Below are 25,920 nucleotides of genomic sequence, written 5' to 3' on the forward strand. Positions count from 1 at the left end.
TAACGCGATGAAAAGAAAACTTTCCTGGATTTGTGCAGTGGCAATGGGGATGAGCGCAATCCCTTCATTCATGACGAATGCGACGCCGGCAACGCAACCATTGATAAACACTGAGCCAACCGTGGCCCCGGCGGCGGCCACCCCTGCACAGGCAGATGAAAATCAGCCGGTGGGTCAGGTGATGCCGGGCGTTCAGGGAGCTGATGCGCCGATTGTGGCGCAGAATGGCCCATCTCGTGACGTGAAACTGACGTTTGCGCAGATCGCGCCGCCGCCGGGCAGCATGGTGCTGCGTGGCGTGAACCCTAATGGCAGTATTGAATTTGGCATGCGTAGCGATGAAGTGGTCTCCAGAGCCGTGCTGAATCTGGAGTACACCCCGTCGCCATCCCTGCTGCCGATACAGTCGCAGCTCAAGGTCTATCTGAACGATGAGCTGATGGGCGTGCTGCCGGTCACCCAGGAACAGTTGGGCAAAAAGACGCTGGCGCAAATGCCGATCAACCCATTGTTTATCACCGACTTTAACCGTGTGCGGCTGGAGTTTGTCGGCCACTATCAGCAAGTTTGTGAAAACCCGGCCAGCAGTACGCTGTGGCTGGACGTCGGTCGCAGCAGCATGCTGGACCTCACCTACCAGACGCTGGAAGTGCAAAACGATCTCTCGCACTTCCCGGTACCGTTCTTCGATCCACGCGACAACCGCGCGGTGACGCTGCCCATGGTCTTTGCCGGCTCGCCGGATCGTACCCTGCAACAGGCTGCGTCGATCGTATCGTCCTGGTTTGGTTCCCGGGCGGGCTGGCGAGGCCAGCACTTCCCGGTGCTGTACAACACGCTGCCAGATCGTAATGCGATCGTCTTTGCCACTAACGACAAGCGACCTGATTTCCTGCGTGAACATCCGCCGGTGAAAGCGCCGGTGATCGAAATGATCAGCCATCCGGATAACCCTTACGTGAAACTGCTGGTGGTGTTCGGTCGTGACGACAACGATCTGCTGCAGGCCGCGAAAGGGATCGCCCAGGGCAATATTCTCTTCCGCGGGAGCCGTGTGGAAGTCAACGAGGTGAAACCGCTGCTGCCGCGTAAACCGTACGATGCGCCAAACTGGGTGCGCACCGATCGCCCGGTCACCTTCGGTGAACTGAAAACCTATGAAGAGCAGTTGCAGTCCACCGGGATGGAACCTGCCGCGATCAACGTCTCGCTGAACCTGCCGCCGGATCTCTATCTGCTGCGCAGTACCGGTATTGATATGAATCTCAATTACCGTTACACCACGCCGCCGACCAAAGACAGTTCGCGCATGGATATCAGTCTGAACAACCAGTTCCTGCAAGCCTTTAGTCTGACCAGCAATGAGAAGAGCAATCGTCTGTTGCTGCGTCTGCCGGTGTTGCAAGGACTGCTGGACGGGAAAACGGATGTCGCCATTCCGGCGCTGAAGCTGGGCGCGATGAACCAGTTGCGGTTTAGCTTCGAGTACATGAACCCGATGCCGGGCGGCTCGGTTGAAAACTGTATTACCTTCCAGCCGGTGCCGAACCATGTGGTGATTGGCGACGACTCCACCATCGACTTCTCGAAGTACTACCACTTCATAGCGATGCCGGATCTGCGCGCGTTTGCGAACGCGGGCTTCCCGTTCAGCCGCATGGCGGATCTGTCGGAAACCCTCACCGTGATGCCGAAAACGCCGAACGAAGCGCAGATGGAAACACTGCTCGACGCGACAGGCACTATTGGCGCGCAAACCGGCTTCCCGGCGATTAACCTGACTATCACCGATGACAGCAGCCAGATTCAGGGCAAAGATGCGGACATCCTGATTATCGGCTCGATCCCGGACAAACTGAAAGACGACAAGCGTATCGACCTGCTGGTTCAGGCGGCAGAAAGCTGGGTGAAAACCCCAATGCGCCAGACGACGTTCCCGAGCATCATGCCGGATGAAGCCGATCGCAAAGCGGATGCGCAGGCGACGGTAACGTCGAGTGGACCGATGGCAGCGGTCGTCGGCTTCCAGTCGCCGTTTCACGATCAGCGTAGCGTGGTGGCGCTGCTGGCGGATAGTCCGCGCGGCTATGAGTTGCTGAACCAGGCCATCAATGACAGCGGCAAACGGGCGGCGATGTTTGGTTCCGTCTCGGTGATCCGTGAATCTGGCGTGAGCAGTTTACGCGTCGGCGAGATCTACTATGTGGGTCACCTGCCGTGGTTTGAACGTCTGTGGTACGCGCTGGCTAACCATCCGGTGCTGTTAGCGGTGCTGGCGGCGATCAGTGTGGTATTACTGGCCTGGGTGCTGTGGCGTCTGCTGCGCATCATCAGTCGCCGCCGTCTCGATCCGGATCATGAGTGATAAATAATGAACGCGTTGCGAAGTGGGATAGTCATGGTGTTAATGCTGGCCGCGCTGAGTGTACAGGCGGCCTGTACCTGGCCTGAGTGGGATCAATTTAAAAAGGATTACATCAGTCAGGAAGGGCGGGTGATTGATCCCAGCGACGCACGCAAAATCACCACCTCGGAAGGGCAAAGCTATGCGATGTTCTTTGCCCTCGCCGCTAACGATCGCCAGGCTTTTGATACGCTGCTGGCATGGACAGAGAATAATCTGGCACAAGGTTCACTAAAAGATCATCTGCCCGCCTGGCTGTGGGGGCAGAAAGATCCCTCCACCTGGGCGGTGCTGGATAGCAACTCTGCTTCTGACGGTGATATCTGGATCGCGTGGTCGCTGCTGGAGGCGGGACGCTTGTGGAAAGAACCGCGCTATACCGAGATCGGCAAAGCCTTGTTGAAACGCATTGCCAGCGAAGAAGTGGTGACGGTGCCGGGGCTGGGCTCCATGCTGTTACCCGGCAAGATTGGTTTTGCCGACGCCAACACCTGGCGCTTTAATCCGAGCTATCTGCCACCGCAGCTGGCGCAGTATTTCACCCGTTTCGACGCGCCATGGTCCACTCTGCGTGAAACCAACCAGCGACTTCTGTTAGAAACGGCGCCGAAAGGTTTCTCACCGGACTGGGTTCGTTACGAGAAAAACAAAGGCTGGCAACTGAAGGCAGAGAAAACGCTGGTCAGCAGTTACGACGCGATTCGCGTCTATCTGTGGGTGGGCATGATGCATGACGGCGACCCGCAGAAAGCACGGCTGCTGGCAAAATTCAAACCGATGGCAACCCTGACAACTAAAAACGGTCTCCCGCCGGAGAAAGTGGACGTCGCCAGCGGCAAAGCGCAGGGCAATGGCCCGGTAGGCTTTTCTGCGGCCTTACTGCCTTTCCTGCAAAACCGCGACGCACAAGCGGTGCAGCGACAGCGCGTAACAGACCATTTCCCCGGCAGCGATGCCTATTACAGCTACGTGCTAACCCTCTTCGGACAAGGGTGGGATCAGCATCGTTATCGCTTCACCGCCAAAGGTGAGTTACTACCTGACTGGGGCCAGGAATGCGCAAGTTCAAATTAAGTTTACTCGGGGTTTCACTCGGCATTGCCCTGATGCCCTTTGCCGACGCCGCGCCGTCGGCGCAACAGCAGTTGCTGGAGCAGGTGCGGCTGGGAGAAGCAACGCACCGCGAAGATCTGGTGCGCCAGTCGCTCTATCGCCTCGAACTGATGGACCCGAATAATCCTGACGTCATTGCCGCTCGCTTTCGTTACCTGCTGCGTCAGGGCGATAACGACGGCGCGCAGAAACAGCTTGATCGACTTTCTCAATTAGCGCCGGGTTCTAATGCCTATAAATCGTCGCAAACCACCATGCTGTTAGCGACGCCGGATGGGCGTCAGTCGTTACAGCAGGCGCGTCTACAGGCGACAACCGGGCATGCCGCAGAGGCGGTTGCCGCCTATGATAAGTTATTCAAGGGCAACCCGCCGGAAGGCGACCTGGAAGTGGAGTACTGGAGCGCGGTGGCAAAAATTCCGGCCCGCCGCAATCAGGCGATTAATCAGCTCAAGGCGATTAACGCCCGCAGTCCGGGCAATAACACATTGCAAAATACGCTGGCACAGCTGTTGTTTGATAACGATCGCCCGGCCGAAGGCTTTGTGGTTCTGGAGCAGATGGCCAAATCCAACACCGGGCGGAATGCCGCGTCCACGATCTGGTACACCCAGATCAAAGATCTGCCGGTCAGCGATGCCAGCGTGAAGGCGCTGCAAAAATACCTCACGGTATTCAGTGAGGGGGACAGCGTGGCTGCGGCACGCAGTAAGCTTAGCGAACAGCAAAAACAGCTTTCCGATCCGACATTCCGCGCGCGTGCGCAGGGGCTGGCGGCAGTCGACGCAGGCCAGGGCGGACGGGCGGTTTCAGAATTACAGCAGGCGGTGAGAGCCAACCAAAACGACAGCGAAGCCGTGGGTGCACTGGGGCAGGCCTACTCTCAGCGAGGCGATCGCGCCAGCGCCGTTGCGCAGTTTAAGAAAGCGCTGGCGATGGATCCGCAGAGCGGGAGTCGCAGCAAGTGGGAAAGCCTGCTGAAAGTGAACAGTTACTGGCTGGCGATTCAGCAGGGCGATGCCGCGCTCAAAGCCAACAATATTGACCAGGCTGAACGTCTCTATCAACAGGCCAGAAACATCGACAATACCGACAGCTATGCGGTACTGGGGCTGGGCGATGCAGCAATGGCGCGGAAAGATTATCCGGCTGCCGAGCGCTATTACCAGCAGACGCTGCGCATGGACAGCGGCAATACCAATGCCGTACGCGGTCTGGCAAACCTCTATCGCGCGCAGTCGCCGGAGAAAGCCTCCGCGTTTATTGCCACGCTCTCTGCCAGCCAGCGTCGCAGCATTGATGATATTGAACGCGGACTGGAAAACGATCGTCTGGCGCAGCAGGCCGAAACGCTGGAGAACCAGGGCAACTGGGCACAGGCCGCGGAACTGCAACGCCGCCGACTGGCGCTGGATCCGGGGAGCGTCTGGATAACCTATCGTCTGTCACGCGATCTATGGCAGGCCGGGCAGCGTAGTCAGGCTGATGCGCAGATGAGCGCGCTGGCGCGTCAGAAACCCAACGATCCGGAACAGGTGTATGCGTATGGGCTGTACCTGTCCGGCAATGATCAGGATCGGGCGGCGTTGGCGCATATCAACAGCCTGCCGCGCAGTCAGTGGAACAGTAACATTCAGGAACTGGCCGATCGCCTGCAAAGCAACCAGGTGCTGGAAACGGCGAATCGTCTGCGCGACAGCGGCCGGGAAGCCGAGGCTGAAGCGCTGTTACGTCAACAGCCTGCCTCCACCCGTCTCGATTTAACGCTGGCCGACTGGGCGCAGCAGCGCAGGGAATACAATGCGGCGCGAGGTTCATACGACGCCGTGCTGGCGCGCGAACCGGATAATGTCGATGCGATGCTGGGGCTGACGGAAGTGTACATCGCCCAGGGCGACAAGCCTGCCGCGCGAGCGCAACTGGCAAAACTGCCCGCAACGCAGACGCCGTCAATCAACATGCAGCGGCGAATCGCACTGGCACAAATGCAGCTTGGCGATACCGCTGCGGCACAACAGACCTTCAATACGTTGATTCCGCAGGCCAAAGCGCAGCCGCCATCAATGGAAAGCGCAATGGTGCTGCGTGACGCCGCGCATTTCCAGGCGCAGAGCGGCGAGCCGCAACAGGCGCTGGATACGTACAAAGATGCGATGGTGGCGTCCGGTATTACGCCAACGCGTCCGCAGGATAATGACACCTTTACCCGTCTGACCCGTAACGATGAAAAAGATGACTGGCTGAAGCGTGGCGTGCGCAGCGATGCGGCGGATTTGTATCGTCAACAGGATCTGAACGTCACGCTGGAGCATGACTACTGGGGATCGAGCGGTACCGGCGGCTATTCTGATCTAAAAGCGCATACCACTATGTTGCATGTGGATGCGCCGTATTCGGACGGTCGTATGTTCTTCCGTACCGATCTGGTCAACATGAATGCAGGTAGCTTCTCGACTGATGACAATGGTCGCTACAAGAATAACTGGGGCACCTGTACGCTGGAAGACTGTAGCGGCAGTCGCAGCCAGTCGGACACGGGGGCGAGCGTCGCCGTTGGCTGGAAGAATGACACCTGGAGTTGGGATATCGGCACCACGCCGATGGGCTTCAACGTTGTCGATGTGGTCGGCGGCGTCAGTTACAGCAATGACATTGGGCCGTTGGGTTATACCCTGAACGCGCACCGCCGTCCGATTTCCAGTTCGCTGCTGGCCTTTGGCGGACAGAAAGATGCGCAGAGCCACAACGGTGACAGCAACGACGTCAACACCGGTAAAAAATGGGGTGGCGTTCGTGCCGATGGCGGCGGGATTAGCCTCAGCTACGACAAAGGTGAAGCCAACGGCGTCTGGGCTTCACTCGGCGCCGATCGGTTAACCGGGAAAAATGTCGAAGATAACTGGCGCGTCCGGTGGATGACGGGTTACTACTACAAGATCATCAACGAGAATAATCGCCGTGTCACCGTAGGTCTGAACAATATGATCTGGCACTACGACAAAGACCTGAGCGGTTATTCGCTGGGCCACGGTGGCTACTACAGTCCGCAGGAATACCTGTCCTTCGCGGTGCCGGTAATGTGGCGTCAGCGGACGGAAAACTGGTCCTGGGAACTGGGCGGTTCGGTTTCCTGGTCGCATTCGCGCACCAAAACCATGCCGCGTTATCCGTTGTTGAATCTGATTCCGTCGGATTACCACCAGGAAGCCATCGACCAAACTAACGGTGGTGGAAGCAGCCAGGGCTTTGGTTATACCGCGCGGGCGCTGATTGAGCGTCGGGTGACCTCGAACTGGTTTGTCGGGACCGCGGTGGATATTCAACAGGCAAAAGACTACGCGCCTAGCCATTTACTGCTGTATGTTCGTTATTCCGCCGCAGGCTGGCAGGGCGATATGGATTTACCGCCGCAGCCGCTGGTGCCTTACGCGGACTGGTAATCAGAAAAATCCTTTTCAGACACAGCCTCTCTCAATGCCGCCGCGATCGGGTATACTCGGGCGGCAATCTGGGATATCCGGGGGAGACAATATTGCGCGTCAGTCGCTCGTTAACAATTAAGCAGATGGCAATGGTGGCTGCCGTTGTCATGGTGTTTGTGTTTCTGTTTTGTACCGTTTTGCTGTTTCATCTGGTGCAGCAGAACCGCTACAACACGGCGACGCAACTGGAAAGTATTGCCCGTTCGGTACGTGAACCGCTGTCTGCCTCAATTTTAAAAGCCGATATTCCCGGAGCCGAAGCGATTCTTGCCAGTATCAAACCGGCGGGGGTGGTGCAACGGGCCGATGTGGTGCTACCGAATCAGTTTCAGGCGCTGCGCATGAGCTTTATCCCTGAACGGCCCGTTCCAGTCATGATAACCCGACTCTTCGAACTGCCGGTGCAGATCTCGCTGCCTGTCTATTCACTTGAACGTCCTGCAAATCCGCAACCGCTGGCATATCTGGTGCTCCAGGCCGACTCATTCCGCATGTATAAGTTTGTGATGAGCACGCTGTCTACGTTAGTGACCATTTACTTACTTTTATCCCTGATGCTAACAGTCGCCATTAGCTGGTGCGTGAATCGCCTGATTTTGCACCCGCTGCGCAAAATTGCCCGCGAGCTGAATAACATTCCGCAACAGGATTTGATTGGACATCAGCTGGCGTTGCCGCGTCTGCATCATGACGATGAGATTGGTCTGCTGGTGCGCAGCTACAACCTCAATCAACAACTGGTCCAGCGCCACAGCGAAGAGCAGACGGATAACGCGATGCGTTTTCCGGTCTCTGACCTGCCGAACAAAGCGTTCCTGATGGGGCTGCTCGAGCAGGTCGTGTCGCGTCAGCACACCACGGCGCTGATGATTGTCACCTGCGAAACGCTGCGCGATACGGCGGGCGTGCTGAAAGAGGCGCAGCGGGAAATTCTGCTGCTGACGCTGGTGGAGAAACTGAAATCGGTGCTGTCACCGAGAATGGTGCTCGCGCAGATCAGCGGTTACGATTTTGCCATTATCGCTCACGGCGTCAAAGAGCCGTGGCACGCGATCACATTGGGTCAGCAAGTACTCACTATCATCAATGAGCGACTGCCGGTGCAGGGGATCCAACTTCGCCCAAGCTGCTGCATTGGTGTAGCGATGTATTACGGCGATCTCAGCGCCGAACAGCTCTACGGGCGCGCGGTATCCGCAGCGTTTACCGCCCGGCGCAAGGGCAAAAATCAGATTCAGTTCTTCGATCCTGAGCAGATGGCAATCGCCCAGAAACGGCTGACCGAGGAGAGCGATATTCTCACCGCGCTGGACAATCACCGCTTTGCCCTCTGGTTGCAGCCTCAGGTGGAGATGAGCAGCGGCAACGTGGTCAGCGCCGAAGCGTTGCTGCGTATGCAGCAGCCCGACGGGAGCTGGGAATTGCCGGAAGGGTTGATTGAGCGGATTGAGTCCTGCGGCCTGATGGTCACCGTGGGCCACTGGGTGTTGGAAGAATCTTGTCGTCAGCTCGCTGCCTGGCAGGAACGGGGGATCACGCTGCCGCTGTCGGTCAATTTGTCGGCGCTCCAGTTGATGCACCCGAATATGGTGTCAGACATGCTGGAACTGTTAAATCGTTATCGTATCCAGCCGGGTACGCTCATTCTGGAAGTGACGGAGAGTCGGCGGATCGACGACCCGCATGCCGCCGTGGCGATACTGCGTCCGTTGCGTAACGCCGGCGTGCGTATCGCGCTGGACGATTTTGGCATGGGCTACGCGGGGCTGCGCCAGCTCCAGCACATGAAATCCCTGCCCATCGACGTGCTGAAAATCGACAAAATGTTTGTCGATGGCCTGCCGGAAGATAACAGCATGGTCTCGGCGATTATCCTGCTGGCGCGCAGTCTGAATTTGCAGATGGTGGCGGAAGGCGTCGAGACCGAAGCGCAGCGTGAATGGCTGGCGCAGGCGGGGGTTGAAATCGCTCAGGGCTTCCTTTATGCCCGTGCGGTACCCGCTGAAACCTTCGAAGAACGTTATCTGAAGCACAATTGATGTGATTACAATACTTTAAAAAGGTCCGGCTTGTGCGAGCCAGTTCAAGGTTTTTAACATTTTTGTTTCAATTATGATCCTGGTGCATTTCTGTGATGTTGTCTGGGTGTTATTTTAAGGCCGCAGGTTAACCAAAACCTTATAAGACCTGTGGTTTTTACTTCAAGGACACCCTATGAAAATCTCTCTGTTTAAAAGCCTCTACTTTCAGGTCCTGACAGCAATTGCCATTGGTATTCTCCTTGGCCATTACTACCCTGAATTAGGCGCACAAATGAAACCGCTTGGCGACGCGTTCGTTAAGCTGATCAAGATGGTCATCGCACCGGTTATCTTCTGTACTGTCGTGACTGGCATTGCAGGCATGGAAAGTATGAAAGCGGTGGGCCGTACAGGTGCAGTTGCGCTGCTTTACTTTGAGATTGTCAGTACGATTGCGCTGATCATTGGTCTCATCATCGTTAACGTGGTGCAGCCCGGTGCCGGGATGAACGTTGATCCGGCAACGCTGGATGCAAAAGCGGTAGCGATTTACGCCGAACAGGCAAAAGACCAGGGAATCGTAGGCTTCCTGATGGATATTATCCCGGGCAGCGTCATTGGCGCCTTTGCCAGCGGTAACATCTTGCAGGTTCTGCTGTTTGCGGTGATGTTTGGGTTTGCCCTGCATCGTCTGGGCAGCAAAGGCCAACTGATTTTCAACGTCATTGAAAGCTTCTCGCAGGTCATTTTCGGCATCATCAACATGATCATGCGTCTGGCGCCAATCGGGGCGTTCGGGGCGATGGCGTTTACCATCGGTAAATATGGCGTGGGTACGCTGGTGCAGTTGGGGCAACTGATTGTTTGCTTCTACATCACCTGTATCCTGTTTGTGGTTGTTGTGCTGGGTTCGATCGCCCGTGCAACAGGCTTCAGCATCTTTAAGTTTATCCGCTATATTCGTGAAGAACTGCTGATCGTGCTGGGGACGTCCTCTTCCGAGTCTGCGTTACCGCGTATGCTCGACAAGATGGAAAAGCTTGGCTGTCGCAAGTCGGTTGTGGGGCTGGTGATTCCCACCGGCTATTCGTTTAACCTTGATGGAACCTCGATATACCTGACGATGGCGGCGGTGTTTATCGCCCAGGCCACCAACAGTCATATGGATATCTTCCATCAGATTACGCTGCTGGTGGTACTGCTGCTCTCCTCGAAAGGGGCGGCGGGCGTGACCGGAAGTGGCTTTATTGTGCTGGCGGCCACTATCTCTGCGGTTGGCCATCTGCCGGTTGCCGGTCTGGCGCTTATCCTCGGTATCGACCGTTTCATGTCTGAAGCCCGTGCGCTGACCAATCTGGTCGGTAACGGCGTGGCAACGGTCGTGGTCGCGAAGTGGGTGAAAGAACTGGACCACAAGAAGCTTGATGATGTGCTGAATAATCGTGCACCTGAAGGCAAAACGCACGAAATATCCTCTTAATTTCGATACTTATGACCGCAGTCCCTTGTGGGGCTGCGGGCTCCTGCGCATAATTGACCCCTGGGCCCGAATCCTTCAACATGGAGGTATCGGGTTTATTTCACTTCTTCCGTGACATTTTCATGTTCTTGCGGTCTAACACGAAGTGTTTTTAACGTCATATTCAGACAAGCCCAACTGGGGTTGTCTTTTTATTACCAGGATTGTTGATCAGGGGTTCACATGCAGGGCACAAAAATTCGACTTTTAGCGGGCGGTTTGCTGATGATGGCCACTGCTGGCTATGTGCAGGCAGATGCGCTCCAGCCTGACCCAGCATGGCAACAGGGGACGCTGGCGAATGGTTTACAGTGGCAAGTGTTAGCCACCCCGCAGCGACCCAGCGACCGTATCGAGGTCCGCCTGCAGGTAAATACCGGTTCGCTCGCCGAAAGTACTCAACAGAGCGGTTTCAGTCATCTTATTCCCCGTATTGCGTTAACCCAAAGTGGCGGCCTTGATGCCGCGCAGGCACGTTCACTGTGGCAGCAGGGTTTTGACCCTAAACGTCCGATGCCGCCCGTCACCGTCTCTTACGACTCCACACAGTACAATCTCAGCCTGCCCAATAACCGCAGCGACCTGCTGAAAGAGTCGCTGAACTATCTGGCGAACACGATGGGCAAACTGACGATCACCCCCGACGTCGTCAATCATGCGCTAAACACAGAAGACATGGTCACCACGCTGCCCGTCGATACGAAAGACGGCTGGTGGCGCTATCGTCTGAAAGGGTCGGCGCTGTTGGGTCACGATCCTGCCGAGCCGGTAAAAATGCCGGTGGACGCGGAGAAAGTGCATGAGTTCTACCAGAAGTGGTACACCCCAGACGCGATGACGCTGATTGTTGTCGGCAACGTTGATGCGCGGTCGGTGGCCGAGCAAATCAACAAAACCTTTGGTGAACTGAAAGGGAAACGTGAAACCCCTGCGCCGGTGCCGACGCTCTCGCCGTTGCGTGCGGAGGCGGTGAGCATTATGACCGACGCGGTGCGCCAGGATCGTCTCTCTGTCATGTGGGATACGCCGTGGCAGCCGATTCGCGAGTCTGCCGCGCTGTTGCGCTACTGGCGCGCGGATTTAGCGCGTGAGGCGCTGTTCTGGCACGTCCAGCAGGCGCTGAGTAAGAACAACGCGAAAGATATCGGCCTCGGCTTTGACTGCCGCGTGCTGTTCCTGCGCGCGCAGTGCGCAATCAACATCGAATCGCCAAACGACAAGATTTCCGCCAATCTGAGCACCGTGGCGCGTGAACTGGCGAAGGTACGTGATAACGGCCTGCCGGAAGAAGAGTTCAACGCCCTGGTGGCGCAAAAGAATCTGGAACTGCAGAAACTGTTTGCGACCTACGCTCGTACCGATACCGATATTCTCATCAGTCAGCGTCTGCGCTCGCTGCAAAATCAGGTCGTAGATATCGCGCCTGAACAGTACCAGCGTTTGCGTCAGGACTTCCTGAACAGCCTGACCGTTGAGATGTTGAATCAGGATCTGCGTCAGCAGTTGTCGCAGGATATGGCGCTGATTCTGCTACAGCCGAAAGGCGAACCGGAATTCAACATGAAAGAGTTGCAGGCGACGTGGGATCAAATCATGGCGCCGGTGACTGCCGCGGCGACACCGGCAGAAACGGACGATGCGCATCCGGAAGTGACAGATATTCCGGCTGCACGGTAGGGGTGGATTGCCTGATGGTGCTGCGCTTATCCGGCCTGGAAGAACGCGTTTCCCGGGCCGGATAAGGCGTTTACGCCGCGCCTGCGGCGTTGGTCTTACTGCGGCATGGCGTCGCGTGGGATAATCGCCCCGCGATGCTGAATAACGGTGCTGGCGGTCAGGTGGCCTCGTTTGGCAGCGTTAACTGCATCGCCGCCGGTCAGGCGAACGGCCAGATACCCGGCGCTGAACGAGTCGCCAGCGGCGGTGGTATCGATCACTTTTTCTTTCGGCAGTTTCACCGCAGGAACGTCGATCGGTGCGTTACCGTCGACAGACACCAGGCACGAATCCGCACCGCGTTTCACCACCACTTCCTGCACACCCGCGGCATGCGTCCGGGCGATCACCTCTTCAACCGGCTTCACGCCCCAGAGCAAATCTTCGTCGTCCAGCGTCAGGAAGGCAATATCAGTGCATTCCAGCATCTTCTGATACACCTGCCGGGTCTCTTCTTTGCTGGCCCACAGGCGCGGACGATAGTTGTTGTCGAAAATCACTTTCCCGCCGTTGGCGCGGCATTCTCGCAGCAGCGACAGCAGTTTGTCGCGGCTGGATGGGCTCAGGATCGCGAGGCTGATACCGCTCAGGTAGAGATAATCAAAGGTCGCCAGCTCTTCGCAGATAGCCGCTGACTGTTCGCTCTCCAGCCAGAATTTCGCTGCTGCTTCGTTGCGCCAGTAATAGAACGTCCGCTCACCGGTGCTGTCCGTTTCGATGTAGTAGAGGCCAGGCAGACGGTTTTCCATGCGCTGCGTCAGCGAGGTATCCACGTTTTCGCCTTGCCATGACTCGAGCATCTGCTGGCTGAAACTGTCCGTGCCCAGCGCCGTGACGTAGTGCACGGAGAGCGCCGCAGCATCAACCTGACGGGCAATGTAAACGGAGGTATTCAATGTGTCGCCACCGAATCCGCGCTGAACATCTGCGCCTTTCTGTGACAGCTCAATCATGCATTCGCCAATCACGGCAATCTTTTTGGACATAGTCGTGAACCTGCTTAAAAAAAGTTAGCGTTAGTGTGCGCTGTGGGTGTTAGGTGGTCAATCATATTAAAACAACGTTCCAAAATTTTTTTTGAGCCAGTCCGTATTCTGCATTGATTTTTACAAAACCGTTTTCGATTTTGCGCGAGGCTGAACATAAAGTTCTCCGTCCGAAGGCCGATAACCTTTGACGAGTCGGGGCAGTAACACACTTAATCACGGGACATCTGAGATGATAAACCAGGTTATCCAGCAGCGAAGCAATTCCGAGGCGAGCGTTGAAAGCTTGCAGGATCGGCGCTTTTGGCTGCAGTGCGAGCGTGCTTACACTTATCAGCCGATTTACCGGACCGACGGACGCCTGTTAGCCGTTGAGTTGTTGACGGTGGTGACGCATCCGGACAATCCAACCCAACGTATCGCGCCTGACCGTTATTTTGCCGGGGTGGCGGTGCGCCATCGCATTGATATCGTCAAAGAACAACTTCAGCTACTGGAGCAGAAGACCGACTTTTTCCAGCGTCATGAATTGCTGGCCTCTGTGAATGTCGATGGCCCGACGCTCCTCGCCATGCGCCAGCAACCCAACATGGTGCAGATGATTGAGCGGATGCCGTGGCTGCGTTTTGAGCTGGTCGAACATATCCATCTGCCAAAAGAATCCTCGTTTGCCAGCATGTGCGAATTTGGTCCGCTGTGGCTGGATGATTTCGGCACCGGGATGGCGAATTTCTCTGCGCTGAATGAAGTCCGTTATGACTACATTAAAGTCGCGCGCGAACTGTTCGTGATGCTTCGCCAGACGCCAGAGGGGCGCAATCTCTTCACCATGCTGCTGCAACTGATGAACCGCTATTGCCGCGGCGTGATCGTTGAAGGGGTGGAAACGCTGGAAGAGTGGCGCGACGTACAACGTTCTCCAGCCTTTGCCGCACAGGGCTATTTTCTGTCGCGCCCGGTCCCGTTCGCCTGCCTCGATGAGGTCATTCTGTCACTGTAAAAACCGGCAGTTTCCGCTAACTCCGTCTGGCTGGACTATCTTTAGGACAGGCAAGGAAAGACGTGAGGATGCTAACTATGACCAAAGCCGGAAAAATAACTGCAGTGATCACAGGGACTTTCTTGTTGTTGATCGTGGTCGTTATCGTGTTGATAGCGACATTTGACTGGAACCGCCTCAAACCGACCATCAACCAGAAAGTCTCTACCGAACTTAACCGACCGTTCGCTATTCGCGGTGATTTAGGCGTTGTCTGGGAACGCCAGAAGCAGGAGACCGGCTGGCGCAGTTGGGTGCCGTGGCCGCACGTACATGCTGAAGATATTATCCTCGGCAATCCCCCCGACATTCCTGAAGTGACGATGGTGCACCTTCCCCGCGTCGACGCGACGATCGCCCCGCTGGCGTTGTTAAGCAAAACCGTCTGGCTGCCGTGGATCAAGCTGGTGAAACCCGATGCGCGGCTGATTCGCCTGTCCGAGAAAAACAATAACTGGACCTTCGACCTCGCGAATAGCGAAAACAAAGACCCGAATGCGCAGCCGTCTGACTGGTCCTTCCGGCTGGACACTATTCTCTTCGATCAGGGGCGGATCGCTATCGACGATAAGGTCAGTAAAGCTGATATTGAGATCCTGGTCGATCCGCTGGGCAAACCGTTGCCGTTCAGTGAAGTCACGGGAAATAAGGCGAAAGGCGATAACGCGAAGGTTGAAGACTACGTATTTGGTCTGAAGGCGCAGGGGCGATACAACGGCGAACCGCTCACCGGAACGGGAAAAATGGGCGGCATGCTGGCGCTGCGTAGCGAAGGGGCAGCGTTTCCGGTACAGGCTGATTTCCGTTCCGGCAATACCCGGGTGGCGCTGGTGGGCGTGGTTAAGGACCCAATGAAGATGGGCGGCGTCGATCTGCAACTGAAATTCTCCGGGGATTCCCTGGGTGAGCTGTACGATCTGACGGGAGTGCTGCTGCCGGATACGCCGCCGTTCGAAACGGACGGTCGGCTGGTGGCGAAAATCGATACCAACGCATCATCGGTGTTTGACTACCGGGGATTCAATGGGCGGATCGGCGACAGCGATATTCACGGCTCGCTGACCTATACGACAGGGAAACCGCGTCCGAAGCTGGAAGGTGAGGTGGAATCGCGCCAGCTCAGGCTGGCGGATTTAGGACCGCTAATCGGCGTCGATTCCGGTAAAGGCACAGAAAAAGCGCAGCGTTCGGAACAGAAAAAGGGCGAGAAGAGCGTACAACCCGCGGACAAAGTACTGCCTTATGACCGCTTCGAAACGGACAAATGGAACGTGATGGATGCCGATGTGCGCTTTAAAGGACGGCGTATTGAACATGGCAGCAGCCTGCCTGTCAGCGATCTCTCGACCCACATTCTTCTGCAGAATGCCGATCTGCGTCTGCAACCGTTGAAGTTTGGTCTGGCGGGCGGCAGCATCAATGCGAATATCCATCTGGAAGGGGATAAAAAGCCAATGCAGGGGCGTGCGGATATTCAGGCGCGGCGTTTAAAACTGAAAGAACTGATGCCGGACGTTGAACTGATGCAGAAAACGCTGGGGGAGATGAGCGGTGACGCCGAATTTCGCGGGACCGGGAATTCCGTGGCGGCGCTGCTGGGTAACAGCAACGGCAACCTGAAACTGCTGATGAACGACGGACTGATTAGCCGCAACCTGATGGAGATTGTCGGTCTGAACGTCGGGAACTTCATCGTCGGGCAGATCTTTGGCGATGACGAAGTGCGGGTTAACTGCGCGGCGGCGAATCTGGATATCGTAAACGGCGTGGCGCGCCCACAAATTTTCGCGTTCGACACTGAAAACGCGCTGATCAACGTCACCGGGACGGCGAGCTTTGCCTCCGAACAGCTGGATTTGACCATCGACCCGGAGAGCAAAGGCATCCGCATTATTACCTTGCGTTCGCCGTTGTATGTGCGCGGAACGTTTAAGAACCCTCAGGCGGGGGTAAAGGCCGGGCCGTTGATTGCGCGTGGCGCGGTAGCCGCGGCGCTGGCGACGTTAGTGACGCCTGCCGCCGCGCTGCTGGCGCTGATTTCACCGTCAGAAGGTGACGCCAACCAGTGCCGGACGATATTGTCGCAGCTGAAGAAGTGATGCGCAGTGCCGGGTAAGGCGTCGCCACTACCCGGCATGTAAAGATTACAGCGACTGATGACGCGTTTCGTGAGTTAACAGTAGCGCGATCAGGGTTAATGCCGCCATCGATGCCAGGTAGGTTCCTACGGCGGCAAGACCATAATTGGACTGCAACCACGCGGCGATATACGGTGCGACGGATGCCCCGAGAATCGAAGAGACGTTATAGGAGAACGATGCGCCGGTGTAACGCACTTCAGTCGGGAACAGCTCAGGCAACAGTGCGCCCATCGGCCCGAACGTCAGCCCCATCAGGCTCAGTCCAAGCAGCAGGAAGGCGAAGACCAGCGCCGGATTGCCGGAGCCCAGCAGCGGTTTAAAGGCGAACAGCGCGAACAGGATAATCATTGTGGTGATGATGACCATGCTCTTGCGGCGACCAAACGCGTCTGCGAGCAGACCGGCGACCGGCACCATCACGCCAAAGCCAATCACCGCCATCATCAGCATCCACAACACGTCGTTACGCGGCAGGCCCAGACCGACCGGCGCAGCGGCGGTACTGAACGTCATCGAATACACGGTCATGATATAGAACAGCGTATAGGTCGCCAGCATGATGAACGTGCCGAGGATGGTCACGCGAACGTGTTTAGTCAGCAACGTACCCAGCGGGATTTTCACCTGTTTTTTCGCGGCGGCCACTTTAGCGAAAACCGGCGTCTCATGCAGGGAAACGCGGACGTACAGGCCGATAATCACCAGCACCGCTGAGAAGATAAACGGAACGCGCCAGCCCCAGCTCATGAACTGCTCATCCGTCAGCAGCCAGGAGAGCAGCAGGAAGGTGCCGTTAGCAAAGAAAAAGCCAATCGGTGCGCCCAGTTGCGGGAACGAGCCATACAGCGCGCGCTTACGCGGCGGGGCGTTCTCTGTCGCCAGCAGCGCCGCGCCGCCCCATTCACCACCCAGTCCCAGCCCCTGCCCAAAACGAGCCAGCGCCAGCAGAAGTGGGGCGAAAATGCCAATGGTGGCATAGCCTGGCAGCAGGCCGATGATCACCGTTGAGATCCCCATTGTCAGCAAAGACGCCACCAGCGTCACTTTACGTCCTACCCGATCGCCAAAGTGGCCGAAGAGCGCGGAACCAATTGGACGCGCGACAAAGGCGATGGCAAACGTGGCGAGCGACTGTAGCGTTGCCGCTGTCGGGTCGCCCTGCGGGAAGAAGATGTGCGGGAAGACAATCACGGCGGCGGTCGCATAAATATAGAAGTCGAAGAACTCAATGGCGGTGCCAATGAGCGAGGCGACGACGACCTTATTGCGCGAATTGACCGGAGTATGTTCCTGTTCGTTATCGAGTGTGGTGGCGGTTGCTTGCATAGTATTTTCTTATTTTTTGGCGAACGAACGGCCATATTACGCACAGCAAAAGCGACATTTCAATCTGTAACAATCGCTCGATATGGTTAAAAATCAGGCAAAAAGCGGATAATGTTTGCGCCTGCGATTTCTCGTCCATGAAATGCTTCACATAATTTAAAAATTAGTGGATAAAACTGGTTTTTGGTTAAATAAAAGTTAAGGACTGGATTTATGTGCTAAATGAACGGAGCGAGGCGGAAGTAAGTGCCTGAACATATTGCCGGCTGGCGAGGTAAGACACTTATCTGGCCTGGGTAGCGGGTGAAGGGGAGGCCGGATAAGCACAGCGCCATCCGGCATAATACCGCGCATCAACGGTGCGTTTTGCCCGGCATCCGGGGATCGTCTTTGTATTCGGCGGTTGCAATCCACGCCGCGCAGAACAGCGTCAGACGTGCGAAAAAGTAGAAGAACGCCATCAGTCCCAGTACGGAACCAAACGCCGCGCCAGAGGGCGATTTCACCAGCGCCGGCAGCGTCCAGGTCATGATGATTTTAATGACTTCAAAGCCAATCGCCGCAATCAGCGTGCCGCGAATCAATGCCTTTTTACGTGGACGATGACGCGGTAGACGCCAGAAAATCCAGAAGAACAACAGGTAGTTGGCAAAAATGGAGATCGCCAGGCCAATCAACCGCCAGGTGGGCTTTAGCCACTCAATGCTGTCGAGATAGAGGGCGGAGATAATCATCTGTTGCGCCGAACCGGCGACCGAGGTGATCGACAGCGTCACAATCAGTGCAATCAACAGGCCAATCAGTGAGATGAAATCGCGGAGATATTTGATCCAGATTTTTTCCTGATCCTGCGGCGTGCGCTCCCAGACGTCCCGCGACTGGGCGCGGATCGCCTCGCGCAGGTTGCCCATCCAGTTAATCCCGGAGTAGAGGGCGATCCCTAACCCGACCAGACCAACGGTGGTACGCTGCTGTACCGCCGTATTGATGGTGCTTTTCAGCGTAGCGGCAAGCGTCGGGTCGCTGACGTTCATCAGGATTTTAGTGAAGATGTCCTGCAACAGCGTGGGATGCGAGGCAAGAATAAAGCCTGCGGCGGCAAACGACACCATCAGGATGGGGATCATCGACAAAAACGAGAAGTAGGTAATGGCCGCGCCGAACTGGTTACCTAACCGATCGTTAAAGCGTTCAGCCGCGCGGAGCAGATGCGCAATCATCGGAATGCGCTGGATTTTTTCGACGGTGGTGGTCACCGTTTTCAGCGTCTCGCTGGCGGTGCTTTTCTTCTCGTGCTCGGCGTCCCCGGTCGTGTCGATTTTGCGTACCGGGTCGTGTTCAAGTTCCTGAGTGGGGCGTTTTACGTCGTTATCCTGCATCATCAGGTCAGGCGTCCTTTTTTTGTTAATTCTCTGGACAGTATAGCGTCTCAGTCCACGTAGTCCTTCATTACCCCGGTCAGCCACTCCATAAACAGGTGCACACGGCGTGAAAGATTACGCCGGTGTGGGTAAAGCAGCGATACCGGAATCGGCAAGGCGCGGTATTGCGGCAGCACCTCAACGAGCGTGCCATTGCGTAACGCCTCACGAACCCCGACGCGCGGAACCTGAATAATTCCCAGCCCAGCCAGACAGGCGGCGTGATAGGTTTCGGTGCTGTTAACCGTTAGCGTACCGCCGGTTTTTATCCACTGTGTCCCGCTGCTGGTGGCGATTTCAAAGCCTGGCGGTCGTGTTCCCAGATTTTGCGAGTAATGTACTACCGCATGGGAGGCGAGGTCTTCAAGGCTTTCCGGATAGCCAAAACGCGTCAGGTACTGTTGGCTGGCGCAGTTGATCACGGTAAGCTTGCCCAGCGGACGCGCGATCAGTCCCGAGTCTTTCAGCGTGCCGACGCGCACCACGCAGTCAAAACCTTCGCGGATCAAATCCACCAGTCGGTCACTGCTGCTGAGCTCCAGTTCAATCCCAGGGTACTGCTGCAAAAAGGCGGGCAGGCGGGGGATCACCAGATTTCGCGCGACGCCAACCGGCATATCGACTCGTAGCTTACCGCTGATGCTGGTGGGATCGTGCTGAAACAGACCGTCCAGTTCATCCAGATTGCTCAACAGATCTTTCGCCCGTTCGTAATAGACCATGCCGTCCTGCGTCAGTTGTACCCGCCGCGTGGTGCGGTGTAAAAGCTGGGTGCCAAGATGGTTTTCCAGCGCCTGAATCTGGCGCGATACGCTACCTTTCGGGAGTCCGAGCGTGTCGGCTGCGCGAGAAAAACTCTCCAGCTCTGCGACACGAATGAATAACTGCATTGCATGAATTTTATCCATCCTGTAGCCCTATTGTTGTTCCAGATGAAACAGTCATGCGCAATTAGCGACATTTATTGTTTTTCTATCACCTAATAAGCTTTACCTCAATCCACACAACAGCTGAAATGAGGTTTCTTATGACGCAACGTATCGCATTGGTGACCGGCGGGAGCCGCGGGCTGGGTAAAAATGCCGCGCTTAAGCTGGCGGACAAAGGAACGGATATTCTCTTTACTTACCACAGTCAACAGCAGGCGGCGCGGGATGTCGTCGCTGAAATTGAGCAAAAAGGCAGGAAAGCGGCAGCAATTCAATTGAATGTCGGTGATAGTGCCAGTTTTGCAGCTTTTGCCTCTGAGGTGAAAACGCAGTTGCAAACGCACTGGAACAGAGAGACGTTTGATTATTTAGTGAACAATGCCGGGATCGGGCTATACGCGCCGTATGCTGACACCTCAGAAGAGATGTTTGACGAACTGATGCGCATCCATTTTAAAGGCCCGTTTTTCCTGACGCAGCACCTGTTGCCGTTGATTAACGAGGGCGGACGTATTCTTAATGTTTCAACCGGGCTGGCGCGTTTTGCCCTGCCGGGGTATGCCGCCTACGCGTCAATGAAAGGGGCGATGGAAGTGCTGACGCGCTACCAGGCGAAAGAACTGGGCGCGCGTGGGATCTCGGTGAATGCCATTGCGCCCGGCGCCATTGAGACCGATTTTGGCGGTGGCCATCTGCGGGATAATAAAGAACTGAATGCGTATGTGGCTTCGCAGACGGCGCTGGGCCGCGCCGGTTTGCCCGATGATATTGGCGATGCGATTGCGGCGTTACTCAGCGACGAACTGGCATGGATGACGGCGCAGCGTATTGAAGTCTCGGGCGGGATGTTCCTGTAAGCTGAATTCAGCGAGCCTTTACGTGCGATGAATGATCATGAAATGCGAATTTTAATTCTGTAACATAATTTCGCGCAGGCGATAATTTCTTTTCTCCTGCGCGTTCGTTATTCTCACTGAGATTTAATTTTTAATTAAGATAATGGGGGGGGTAAAATATAAGGAATTCCTTAAGTCATTGCCCGTTTTTTATCCCCGGATGTAATTCTCGTGTTTCAGCTGTAAAAAAATGTTTTTTTACTTCTCTCCCGACGTGATATCTGTAAAATGGCCCCCCGCCAAATGGCGAATGTTTATTTTACCCATCGGGTAATACCCTTCCCCTCCTTAATGTTATTATCGGAAACGGTGGAGAGAGTAATGCAAATCATCATGTTTGACAGGCAGTCAATATTTATTCATGGAATGAAAATCAGTTTACAGCAACGAATTCCAGGAGTGAGTATTCAGGGTGTCAGTCAGGCCGATGAACTCTGGTATAAACTGGAAGAAAACCCGGAAGCCCTGCTCATGCTGGATGGCGATCTTGACGGTGAGTTTTGCCGTTGGATCCTGCAAAAAACGGTGCAACAGTTCCCCCTCGTCAAAACTTTAATTATCGCGACGGACTGCGCGAAAAAAGGATTACAGGAACTGACGCAATATAATGTGCTCGCGATTATTTCCCGCGATTCTGAACCGGAAAAATTTGTACTGGCGATCAATAGCGTTGCGATGGGGATGATGTTTTTACCTGGCGAATGGCTAACGACTCCGGCTGCGGAATATCGTGATATTCATGCATTAAGCGCCCGGCAGAGGGAAATTTTGACGATGCTGGCATCAGGCGAGTCAAATAAGGAAATTGGCCGGGCGTTAAATATCAGTACCGGAACGGTGAAAGCGCATCTTGAATCACTCTACCGCCGACTGGATGTTAAAAATCGCACCCAGGCGGCGATGCTGTTGGTTCAGCCTTAATACCCTGCAGTGATATTACGACCGGGATCCTGCGGTCGTAATATATTCCTGTTTTAATAACCCCAGCAGCCAATCATTCTGCCAGCGCTGTTGTAGCCAGTAACTCTCCCTGAGCGTCCCTTCCAGTATAAATCCCACTTTCTCCAGCACATGCCGGGAAGCCTGATTACCTTCAGTGACACAAGCGGTCAGACGGCGCAGACCGCCGGTGGTAAATGCGTAATCGCAGACGGCGCGTAGTGATTCTGTCCCGTATCCCTTTCCCTGCGCGCCGGGCGTCAGCAAGAACCCGACCTCAGCACAGACTTCCCCTCGATGAATATAGCCCGTCACCCCGAGCGGCTTGTGGCTTTCGTTATCGCACAGGAGCAAACACAGCCAGTGTGCGTCGCCCGGATGCCATGTCGGTAAGCGAGAATCGAACGCTTCCCGAATGTCGCGCTCACTTCGCGCGTCGGCCACATGACGCATCACGTCCGGATCCTGCTGCAGCGCGAGAAAAAAGGGCCAGTCGGCAGAGGTTATCGGGCGACAGGTCAGGCGGGCTGTTTTCAGTATGGGCACAGAGCTATCTCCTGGGATATTTCTCAATGTTCACGTAGCGGTCACTGTATTAATTATTGAACTTGTTATATCTATAAAAACTAATAATTAAAACAAAGAACTAAAGCAAAATTAATGGTCTCCGTATGGGGGCGCTTTTAGCGAAGGAAGAGAATGACGATTAGCGTTTTGACGACACGCACAACCTTTGAACACTGTCTGGGGATTATCCGCCAGGCCTCGGTGGAGATCCTGCTGATGCTGGGGGTGCATGCCTCTGACGGTAAAGATCCGCGATGGTTTCTGGAACACCTGGATCAGGCCCGGCTGAACCTGGGCGGCTGGAGCCAGGTCGCCCGGCGTTTGCATCTCAACGACGCGCAACTGAGCCAGTTCACGCTGCAACTGCGCCATCTCCAGCAGTGCGTACCGCAATATGACAGCGGGCAGGAGGTCAGTGAGAACCAACTGATTGCCGCCCTGCGCGTGGTCAGGTCGCTGGAATTGCTGCGCCATCATCAATCGTTACTCAATTTTAAAACGGACATTGAAGAGGCCGACCACAGTCAGCAAGTACGCGCAGAACGGCAGTTACGCACGATTGAGTTAACCCTGACTGCGCTTATCTCGCAGATGTGGCCGGATAAAACGCAGCTCAATAATTACCTCAAAGACAACTTTGGCGCGGATAAGCTCAGACGCTGGATTAAGCTGGGTGAACGCCAGGATCCGCTGAATGGGATGCGTTTTAGCGAGCTGGCGCTGATGATTGTCGATAAAAAGACCTTCACCCGCCACTATTCCGGCATCTTTAACGATGCGTCAGTGCTGAACCTGTTTGTTGAACCGCGCCTGACGCTGCGGGTGTTTCTCGATGACTGTCGCCAGGCGCGTAACACGGTGCTGGCCGGGGAGCCGCTGTCTTCGGCACAGTTGACATTACTCTCCTGCCAGTTTCAGCATATTGTCCGTCCTGTCCAGCGGGCCTATGAGCAAGGGCGCGCCCGCATTAATCCGGCGGCGTTAATGATTGTGGAAGAGGGGCAACTGGCGCAGTTTTGGGAGGAGGCGCGGAAAAAGGATCGTCAGGCGGGAGGCGATACCGAGGAAATTGGCGAATCCATTGAACCCCTGCGCAAGCGTTCGCTGCGCACGGCGGAAGAACGTGAACAACTGATCACTGGCGTGCTCTGGGGCGCGGTGGGGCTCATGGTGATCGCCATCCTGGGCGGTGGAGCGTGGTTAGTGAGTTCGCAACCGCCCGCGCCCGCGCCGAACATCAAGATCACCCAGGCAGAGCCCAAGCGCGAATTGCCTTCCGCACGCGAAATGGTGACACAGATGGGGATCACCTGGGATGTGTTTAACATGCGTGCGGCGATCGATCGCAATGACACCCGGGTCACCGCGCTTTTTTTGCAAGGCGGTATGAACTGGCAGGTCTCGTGGACCGAAACGGCGTTTGCCCGCAACAATACCGATGTCCTCGAGTTACTGTTGCGCTACCCCTCGCAGATGGATGAAAGCAAACCGTGTCGACGCTTTATCAATACGTTGGGTCACGCCATGTCCGGTGGTGCGCCGCTGACGGGCGAACACAAAGCTTATCTGAAGCGTTTCTGCACAGTGCCTGCGGTGATAGCGCGACAGCAGCATGATACCGGGCAGGCAGAGCGGCGTTTCCGCGCCGATCCCAGCGCGGATAACGAGAAATGGCTGAAGATTCAGCGCGCCATTTTTGACGTGATAGAGTAACCGTTATGGTTCTCCATACAGCCCAATCAGGCGCCGTGCGACGCCGTTGGTCCAGCCAAAGCCATCCTGCAACGGATATTCGCCGCCGCCCCCTTCGCGCGGGGTGCCGCTGGCGATATGGTATTTCTCAATAAGCTTATGATGTTGCTGATAAAACTGATTCACCGTCTGCAGCCAGCTATGGGCGATTTCGTCTCCCAGCGCATCATCGCCGTACATCTTAAAACCCTGAATTGCCATCCATTGTAGCGGCGCCCAACCGTTGGGTTTATCCCACTGCTCGCCGGTTTCGTACTCGGAGGCCATAATGCCGCCGGGCGTCAACAGGCGAGCACGCACGGTATCCCCCAGCCGATCGGCCTGTTCATGGGTCGCCATCCCGACGTAAAGCGGGACAATGCTGGCGGCAGAGAACAGCGCCATTTGCTCCCGCCGCCAGTCATAGTCGCGAAAGCAGCCATTTTCCTCATCCCACAGATAGCGGTTGACGGCAGCCCGTCGATTGCTCGCCTTCTGGCGGAACAGTGCCTCAACGTCACGTTCGCCTTTTAGCGCTGAAATATTGGCGATGGTGCTCTCCAGTTTGAACAGAAAGGCGTTGAGATCGATAGGGATAAACTGCGTGGTGCGAATGCTCGCCAGTCGTGTGGGGTCACGTAGCCAGCGGGAAGAATAGTCCCAGCCCGATGCCGCACCGGCGCGCAGATCGCGGTACACCTCGTTCGGCGGACGACCAGAATGTTTGGCAGTTTCCACATCTTCCAGCCATGATTCATCGCGCGGCGTGTCGCGGTCATCCCAGTAGCGGTTGAGCAGTGAACCGTCCGGCATCCTGACGGCATGGCGATATGCCTGGTTGAGCACCAGCGACTCTGCGCCGTCCATCCAGAAGGCATACTCCATCTTCAGATGGTCGAGGTAGCGCCGTGCGCCGCGAACGCCGTCCTCTTCGAACAGTTCGACCATCAGCGCAAACACCGGCGGCTGCGAGCGGCTGAGGTAATAAGTACGGTTGCCGTTCGGAATATGGCCGTAGTTTTCAATCATCCACGCAAAGTTATCTGCCATACATTTCAGCAGGTCTTCGCGACCGCTTTCCGCCAGACCCAGCATGGTGAAATAGGAATCCCAGTAGTAGGTTTCGCTGAATCGACCACCTGGCACGATATAGGATTGCGGTAGCGCCAGCAGCGATGACCACGGAATATGATCCTGCGGCTCGCGGGTGAGTACCGGCCACAACTGGTCGATATGCTCTTTCAGCGAATTTTCCGGGTTGGAAACATACGCGCTGTCGAAGACTTCAGGCAGCCAGAAGTGATTTTCGACAAAGCGGCGTAAATCGAAATCCCGATGACGACGGACTTTGCGGTAGCGAATCAGAATATCGAGCGGATCCATTTTCGGCGCACAGTCAGGAAACGTTTTGCTGTCGGCAAAAATTTTCGAGGATTGTACATGCTCGAACAGTTCAAGATAGCGATCGGCTGGTGTCAGGGCGTCAGAGGCGGGGAGCCCCTCAATCATCTCAGGTTCCGGTTCTGCTTCAATCATCTCATCCAGTTTTAACTCGCACGGATCCGTTTCGTAGAAAAGATCAACGTCGATCGTGATTTCCTCTGACGGGGCGTGTTGCAGTTTCTGGTTGATCATAATGAGAAAGACCTCCGGATGGCGTCGTAAAGGATACGGGTGTTGCCCGGCTGTC

At 55.8% G+C, this 25,920-nt stretch carries 17 protein-coding genes; 11 read left to right on the plus strand and 6 right to left on the minus strand.

From position 1 onward, the window contains the following. Positions 1-7: 7 nt before the first annotated feature. The 6 genes from bcsB (at position 8) to ACQ0PY_RS01100 (ending at position 12,216) form a co-directional block, all read left to right on the plus strand. A complete protein-coding gene (bcsB, locus tag ACQ0PY_RS01075; RefSeq protein ID WP_109739745.1) occupies positions 8-2,365 on the plus strand; it encodes a cellulose biosynthesis cyclic di-GMP-binding regulatory protein BcsB in 2,358 nt (785 codons plus the stop codon). A gap of 6 nt (positions 2,366-2,371) precedes the next feature. Beyond that, positions 2,372-3,478 carry a cellulose synthase complex periplasmic endoglucanase BcsZ gene (gene bcsZ, locus ACQ0PY_RS01080; RefSeq protein WP_109739746.1) on the plus strand — a complete coding sequence of 369 codons (1,107 nt, stop codon included), beginning with the start codon at positions 2,372-2,374 and terminating at the stop codon, positions 3,476-3,478. Then, positions 3,460-6,957, plus strand: coding sequence for a cellulose synthase complex outer membrane protein BcsC (gene bcsC / locus ACQ0PY_RS01085; RefSeq protein WP_109739747.1), 3,498 nt, complete (start codon positions 3,460-3,462; stop codon positions 6,955-6,957). Before bcsZ ends, bcsC begins: the two co-directional genes overlap by 19 nt. A 92-nt stretch (positions 6,958-7,049) precedes the next feature. Continuing rightward, a complete protein-coding gene (gene hmsP / locus ACQ0PY_RS01090; protein ID WP_072011089.1) occupies positions 7,050-9,038 on the plus strand; it encodes a biofilm formation regulator HmsP in 1,989 nt (662 codons plus the stop codon). Between the two features lie 175 nt (positions 9,039-9,213). Beyond that, the gene (dctA, locus tag ACQ0PY_RS01095) at positions 9,214-10,500 is read left to right on the plus strand and encodes a C4-dicarboxylate transporter DctC (RefSeq protein ID WP_042323143.1); all 1,287 of its coding nucleotides are present in this window, start codon (positions 9,214-9,216) and stop codon (positions 10,498-10,500) included. Between the two features lie 222 nt (positions 10,501-10,722). Then, entirely contained in the window at positions 10,723-12,216 is a 1,494-nt protein-coding gene (locus tag ACQ0PY_RS01100; protein ID WP_042998542.1) for a M16 family metallopeptidase, read from the plus strand. A gap of 95 nt (positions 12,217-12,311) precedes the next feature. On the opposite strand, the gene kdgK is transcribed toward ACQ0PY_RS01100, so the two are convergent. After that, on the minus strand, positions 12,312-13,241 hold the full coding sequence (gene kdgK / locus ACQ0PY_RS01105) for a 2-dehydro-3-deoxygluconokinase (RefSeq protein WP_046401659.1): 930 nt from the start codon (positions 13,239-13,241) through the stop codon (positions 12,312-12,314). 232 nt (positions 13,242-13,473) lie between these two features. Between kdgK and pdeH the strand changes: the two genes are divergently transcribed. Then, positions 13,474-14,241 (plus strand): cyclic-guanylate-specific phosphodiesterase, encoded by a 768-nt coding sequence (gene pdeH, locus ACQ0PY_RS01110; protein ID WP_042998540.1) that lies wholly within the window; start codon positions 13,474-13,476, stop codon positions 14,239-14,241. Positions 14,242-14,318: 77 nt separating this feature from the next. Continuing rightward, a complete protein-coding gene (locus ACQ0PY_RS01115; protein ID WP_044267258.1) occupies positions 14,319-16,379 on the plus strand; it encodes an AsmA family protein in 2,061 nt (686 codons plus the stop codon). A 45-nt stretch (positions 16,380-16,424) separates the two neighbouring features. On the opposite strand, the gene ACQ0PY_RS01120 is transcribed toward ACQ0PY_RS01115, so the two are convergent. From ACQ0PY_RS01120 to ACQ0PY_RS01130, 3 genes are all read right to left on the minus strand, one after another. Next, positions 16,425-17,747, minus strand: coding sequence for an MFS transporter (locus tag ACQ0PY_RS01120; RefSeq protein ID WP_042998538.1), 1,323 nt, complete (start codon positions 17,745-17,747; stop codon positions 16,425-16,427). A gap of 353 nt (positions 17,748-18,100) precedes the next feature. Beyond that, a complete protein-coding gene (gene yhjD / locus ACQ0PY_RS01125; protein ID WP_109739748.1) occupies positions 18,101-19,129 on the minus strand; it encodes an inner membrane protein YhjD in 1,029 nt (342 codons plus the stop codon). 47 nt (positions 19,130-19,176) lie between these two features. Then, positions 19,177-20,076, minus strand: a complete 900-nt coding sequence (locus tag ACQ0PY_RS01130; protein ID WP_109739749.1) for a LysR family transcriptional regulator — start codon at positions 20,074-20,076, stop codon at positions 19,177-19,179. 119 nt (positions 20,077-20,195) lie between these two features. Between ACQ0PY_RS01130 and ACQ0PY_RS01135 the strand changes: the two genes are divergently transcribed. Both ACQ0PY_RS01135 and ACQ0PY_RS01140 read left to right on the plus strand, forming a co-directional pair. Then, the gene (locus ACQ0PY_RS01135) at positions 20,196-20,954 is read left to right on the plus strand and encodes an SDR family NAD(P)-dependent oxidoreductase (RefSeq protein ID WP_044253710.1); all 759 of its coding nucleotides are present in this window, start codon (positions 20,196-20,198) and stop codon (positions 20,952-20,954) included. Between the two features lie 360 nt (positions 20,955-21,314). Beyond that, positions 21,315-21,914, plus strand: a complete 600-nt coding sequence (locus tag ACQ0PY_RS01140) for a helix-turn-helix transcriptional regulator (protein WP_042998534.1) — start codon at positions 21,315-21,317, stop codon at positions 21,912-21,914. A 15-nt stretch (positions 21,915-21,929) separates the two neighbouring features. Here ACQ0PY_RS01140 and ACQ0PY_RS01145 read toward each other — a convergent pair whose 3' ends face one another. Next, positions 21,930-22,478, minus strand: coding sequence for a GNAT family N-acetyltransferase (locus ACQ0PY_RS01145; protein WP_109739750.1), 549 nt, complete (start codon positions 22,476-22,478; stop codon positions 21,930-21,932). A gap of 153 nt (positions 22,479-22,631) precedes the next feature. On the opposite strand from ACQ0PY_RS01145, the gene ACQ0PY_RS01150 reads away from it, so the two are divergent. Then, positions 22,632-24,212, plus strand: coding sequence for an STY4199 family HEPN domain-containing protein (locus tag ACQ0PY_RS01150; protein WP_042998532.1), 1,581 nt, complete (start codon positions 22,632-22,634; stop codon positions 24,210-24,212). A gap of 3 nt (positions 24,213-24,215) precedes the next feature. Here the strand turns inward: ACQ0PY_RS01150 and ACQ0PY_RS01155 are convergent, their stop codons facing one another. Continuing rightward, positions 24,216-25,865 carry an alpha,alpha-trehalase gene (locus tag ACQ0PY_RS01155; protein ID WP_042998531.1) on the minus strand — a complete coding sequence of 550 codons (1,650 nt, stop codon included), beginning with the start codon at positions 25,863-25,865 and terminating at the stop codon, positions 24,216-24,218. Positions 25,866-25,920: the final 55 nt, after the last annotated feature.

Source organism: Citrobacter sp. LST-B2, from assembly GCF_057983045.1.

Bases quoted from the DNA above. Each gene is read 5' to 3' on its own strand.
- bcsB (WP_109739745.1), top strand. From the start codon at position 8: ATGAAAAGAAAACTTTCCTGGATTTGTGCAGTGGCAATGGGGATGAGC.
- bcsZ (WP_109739746.1), top strand. From the start codon at position 2,372: ATGAACGCGTTGCGAAGTGGGATAGTCATGGTGTTAATGCTGGCCGCG.
- bcsC (WP_109739747.1), top strand. From the start codon at position 3,460: ATGCGCAAGTTCAAATTAAGTTTACTCGGGGTTTCACTCGGCATTGCC.
- dctA (WP_042323143.1), top strand. From the start codon at position 9,214: ATGAAAATCTCTCTGTTTAAAAGCCTCTACTTTCAGGTCCTGACAGCA.
- ACQ0PY_RS01100 (WP_042998542.1), top strand. From the start codon at position 10,723: ATGCAGGGCACAAAAATTCGACTTTTAGCGGGCGGTTTGCTGATGATG.
- kdgK (WP_046401659.1), bottom strand. From the start codon at position 13,241: ATGTCCAAAAAGATTGCCGTGATTGGCGAATGCATGATTGAGCTGTCA.
- pdeH (WP_042998540.1), top strand. From the start codon at position 13,474: ATGATAAACCAGGTTATCCAGCAGCGAAGCAATTCCGAGGCGAGCGTT.
- ACQ0PY_RS01115 (WP_044267258.1), top strand. From the start codon at position 14,319: ATGACCAAAGCCGGAAAAATAACTGCAGTGATCACAGGGACTTTCTTG.
- ACQ0PY_RS01120 (WP_042998538.1), bottom strand. From the start codon at position 17,747: ATGCAAGCAACCGCCACCACACTCGATAACGAACAGGAACATACTCCG.
- yhjD (WP_109739748.1), bottom strand. From the start codon at position 19,129: ATGATGCAGGATAACGACGTAAAACGCCCCACTCAGGAACTTGAACAC.
- ACQ0PY_RS01130 (WP_109739749.1), bottom strand. From the start codon at position 20,076: ATGGATAAAATTCATGCAATGCAGTTATTCATTCGTGTCGCAGAGCTG.
- ACQ0PY_RS01135 (WP_044253710.1), top strand. From the start codon at position 20,196: ATGACGCAACGTATCGCATTGGTGACCGGCGGGAGCCGCGGGCTGGGT.
- ACQ0PY_RS01140 (WP_042998534.1), top strand. From the start codon at position 21,315: ATGCAAATCATCATGTTTGACAGGCAGTCAATATTTATTCATGGAATG.
- ACQ0PY_RS01150 (WP_042998532.1), top strand. From the start codon at position 22,632: ATGACGATTAGCGTTTTGACGACACGCACAACCTTTGAACACTGTCTG.
- ACQ0PY_RS01155 (WP_042998531.1), bottom strand. From the start codon at position 25,865: ATGATCAACCAGAAACTGCAACACGCCCCGTCAGAGGAAATCACGATC.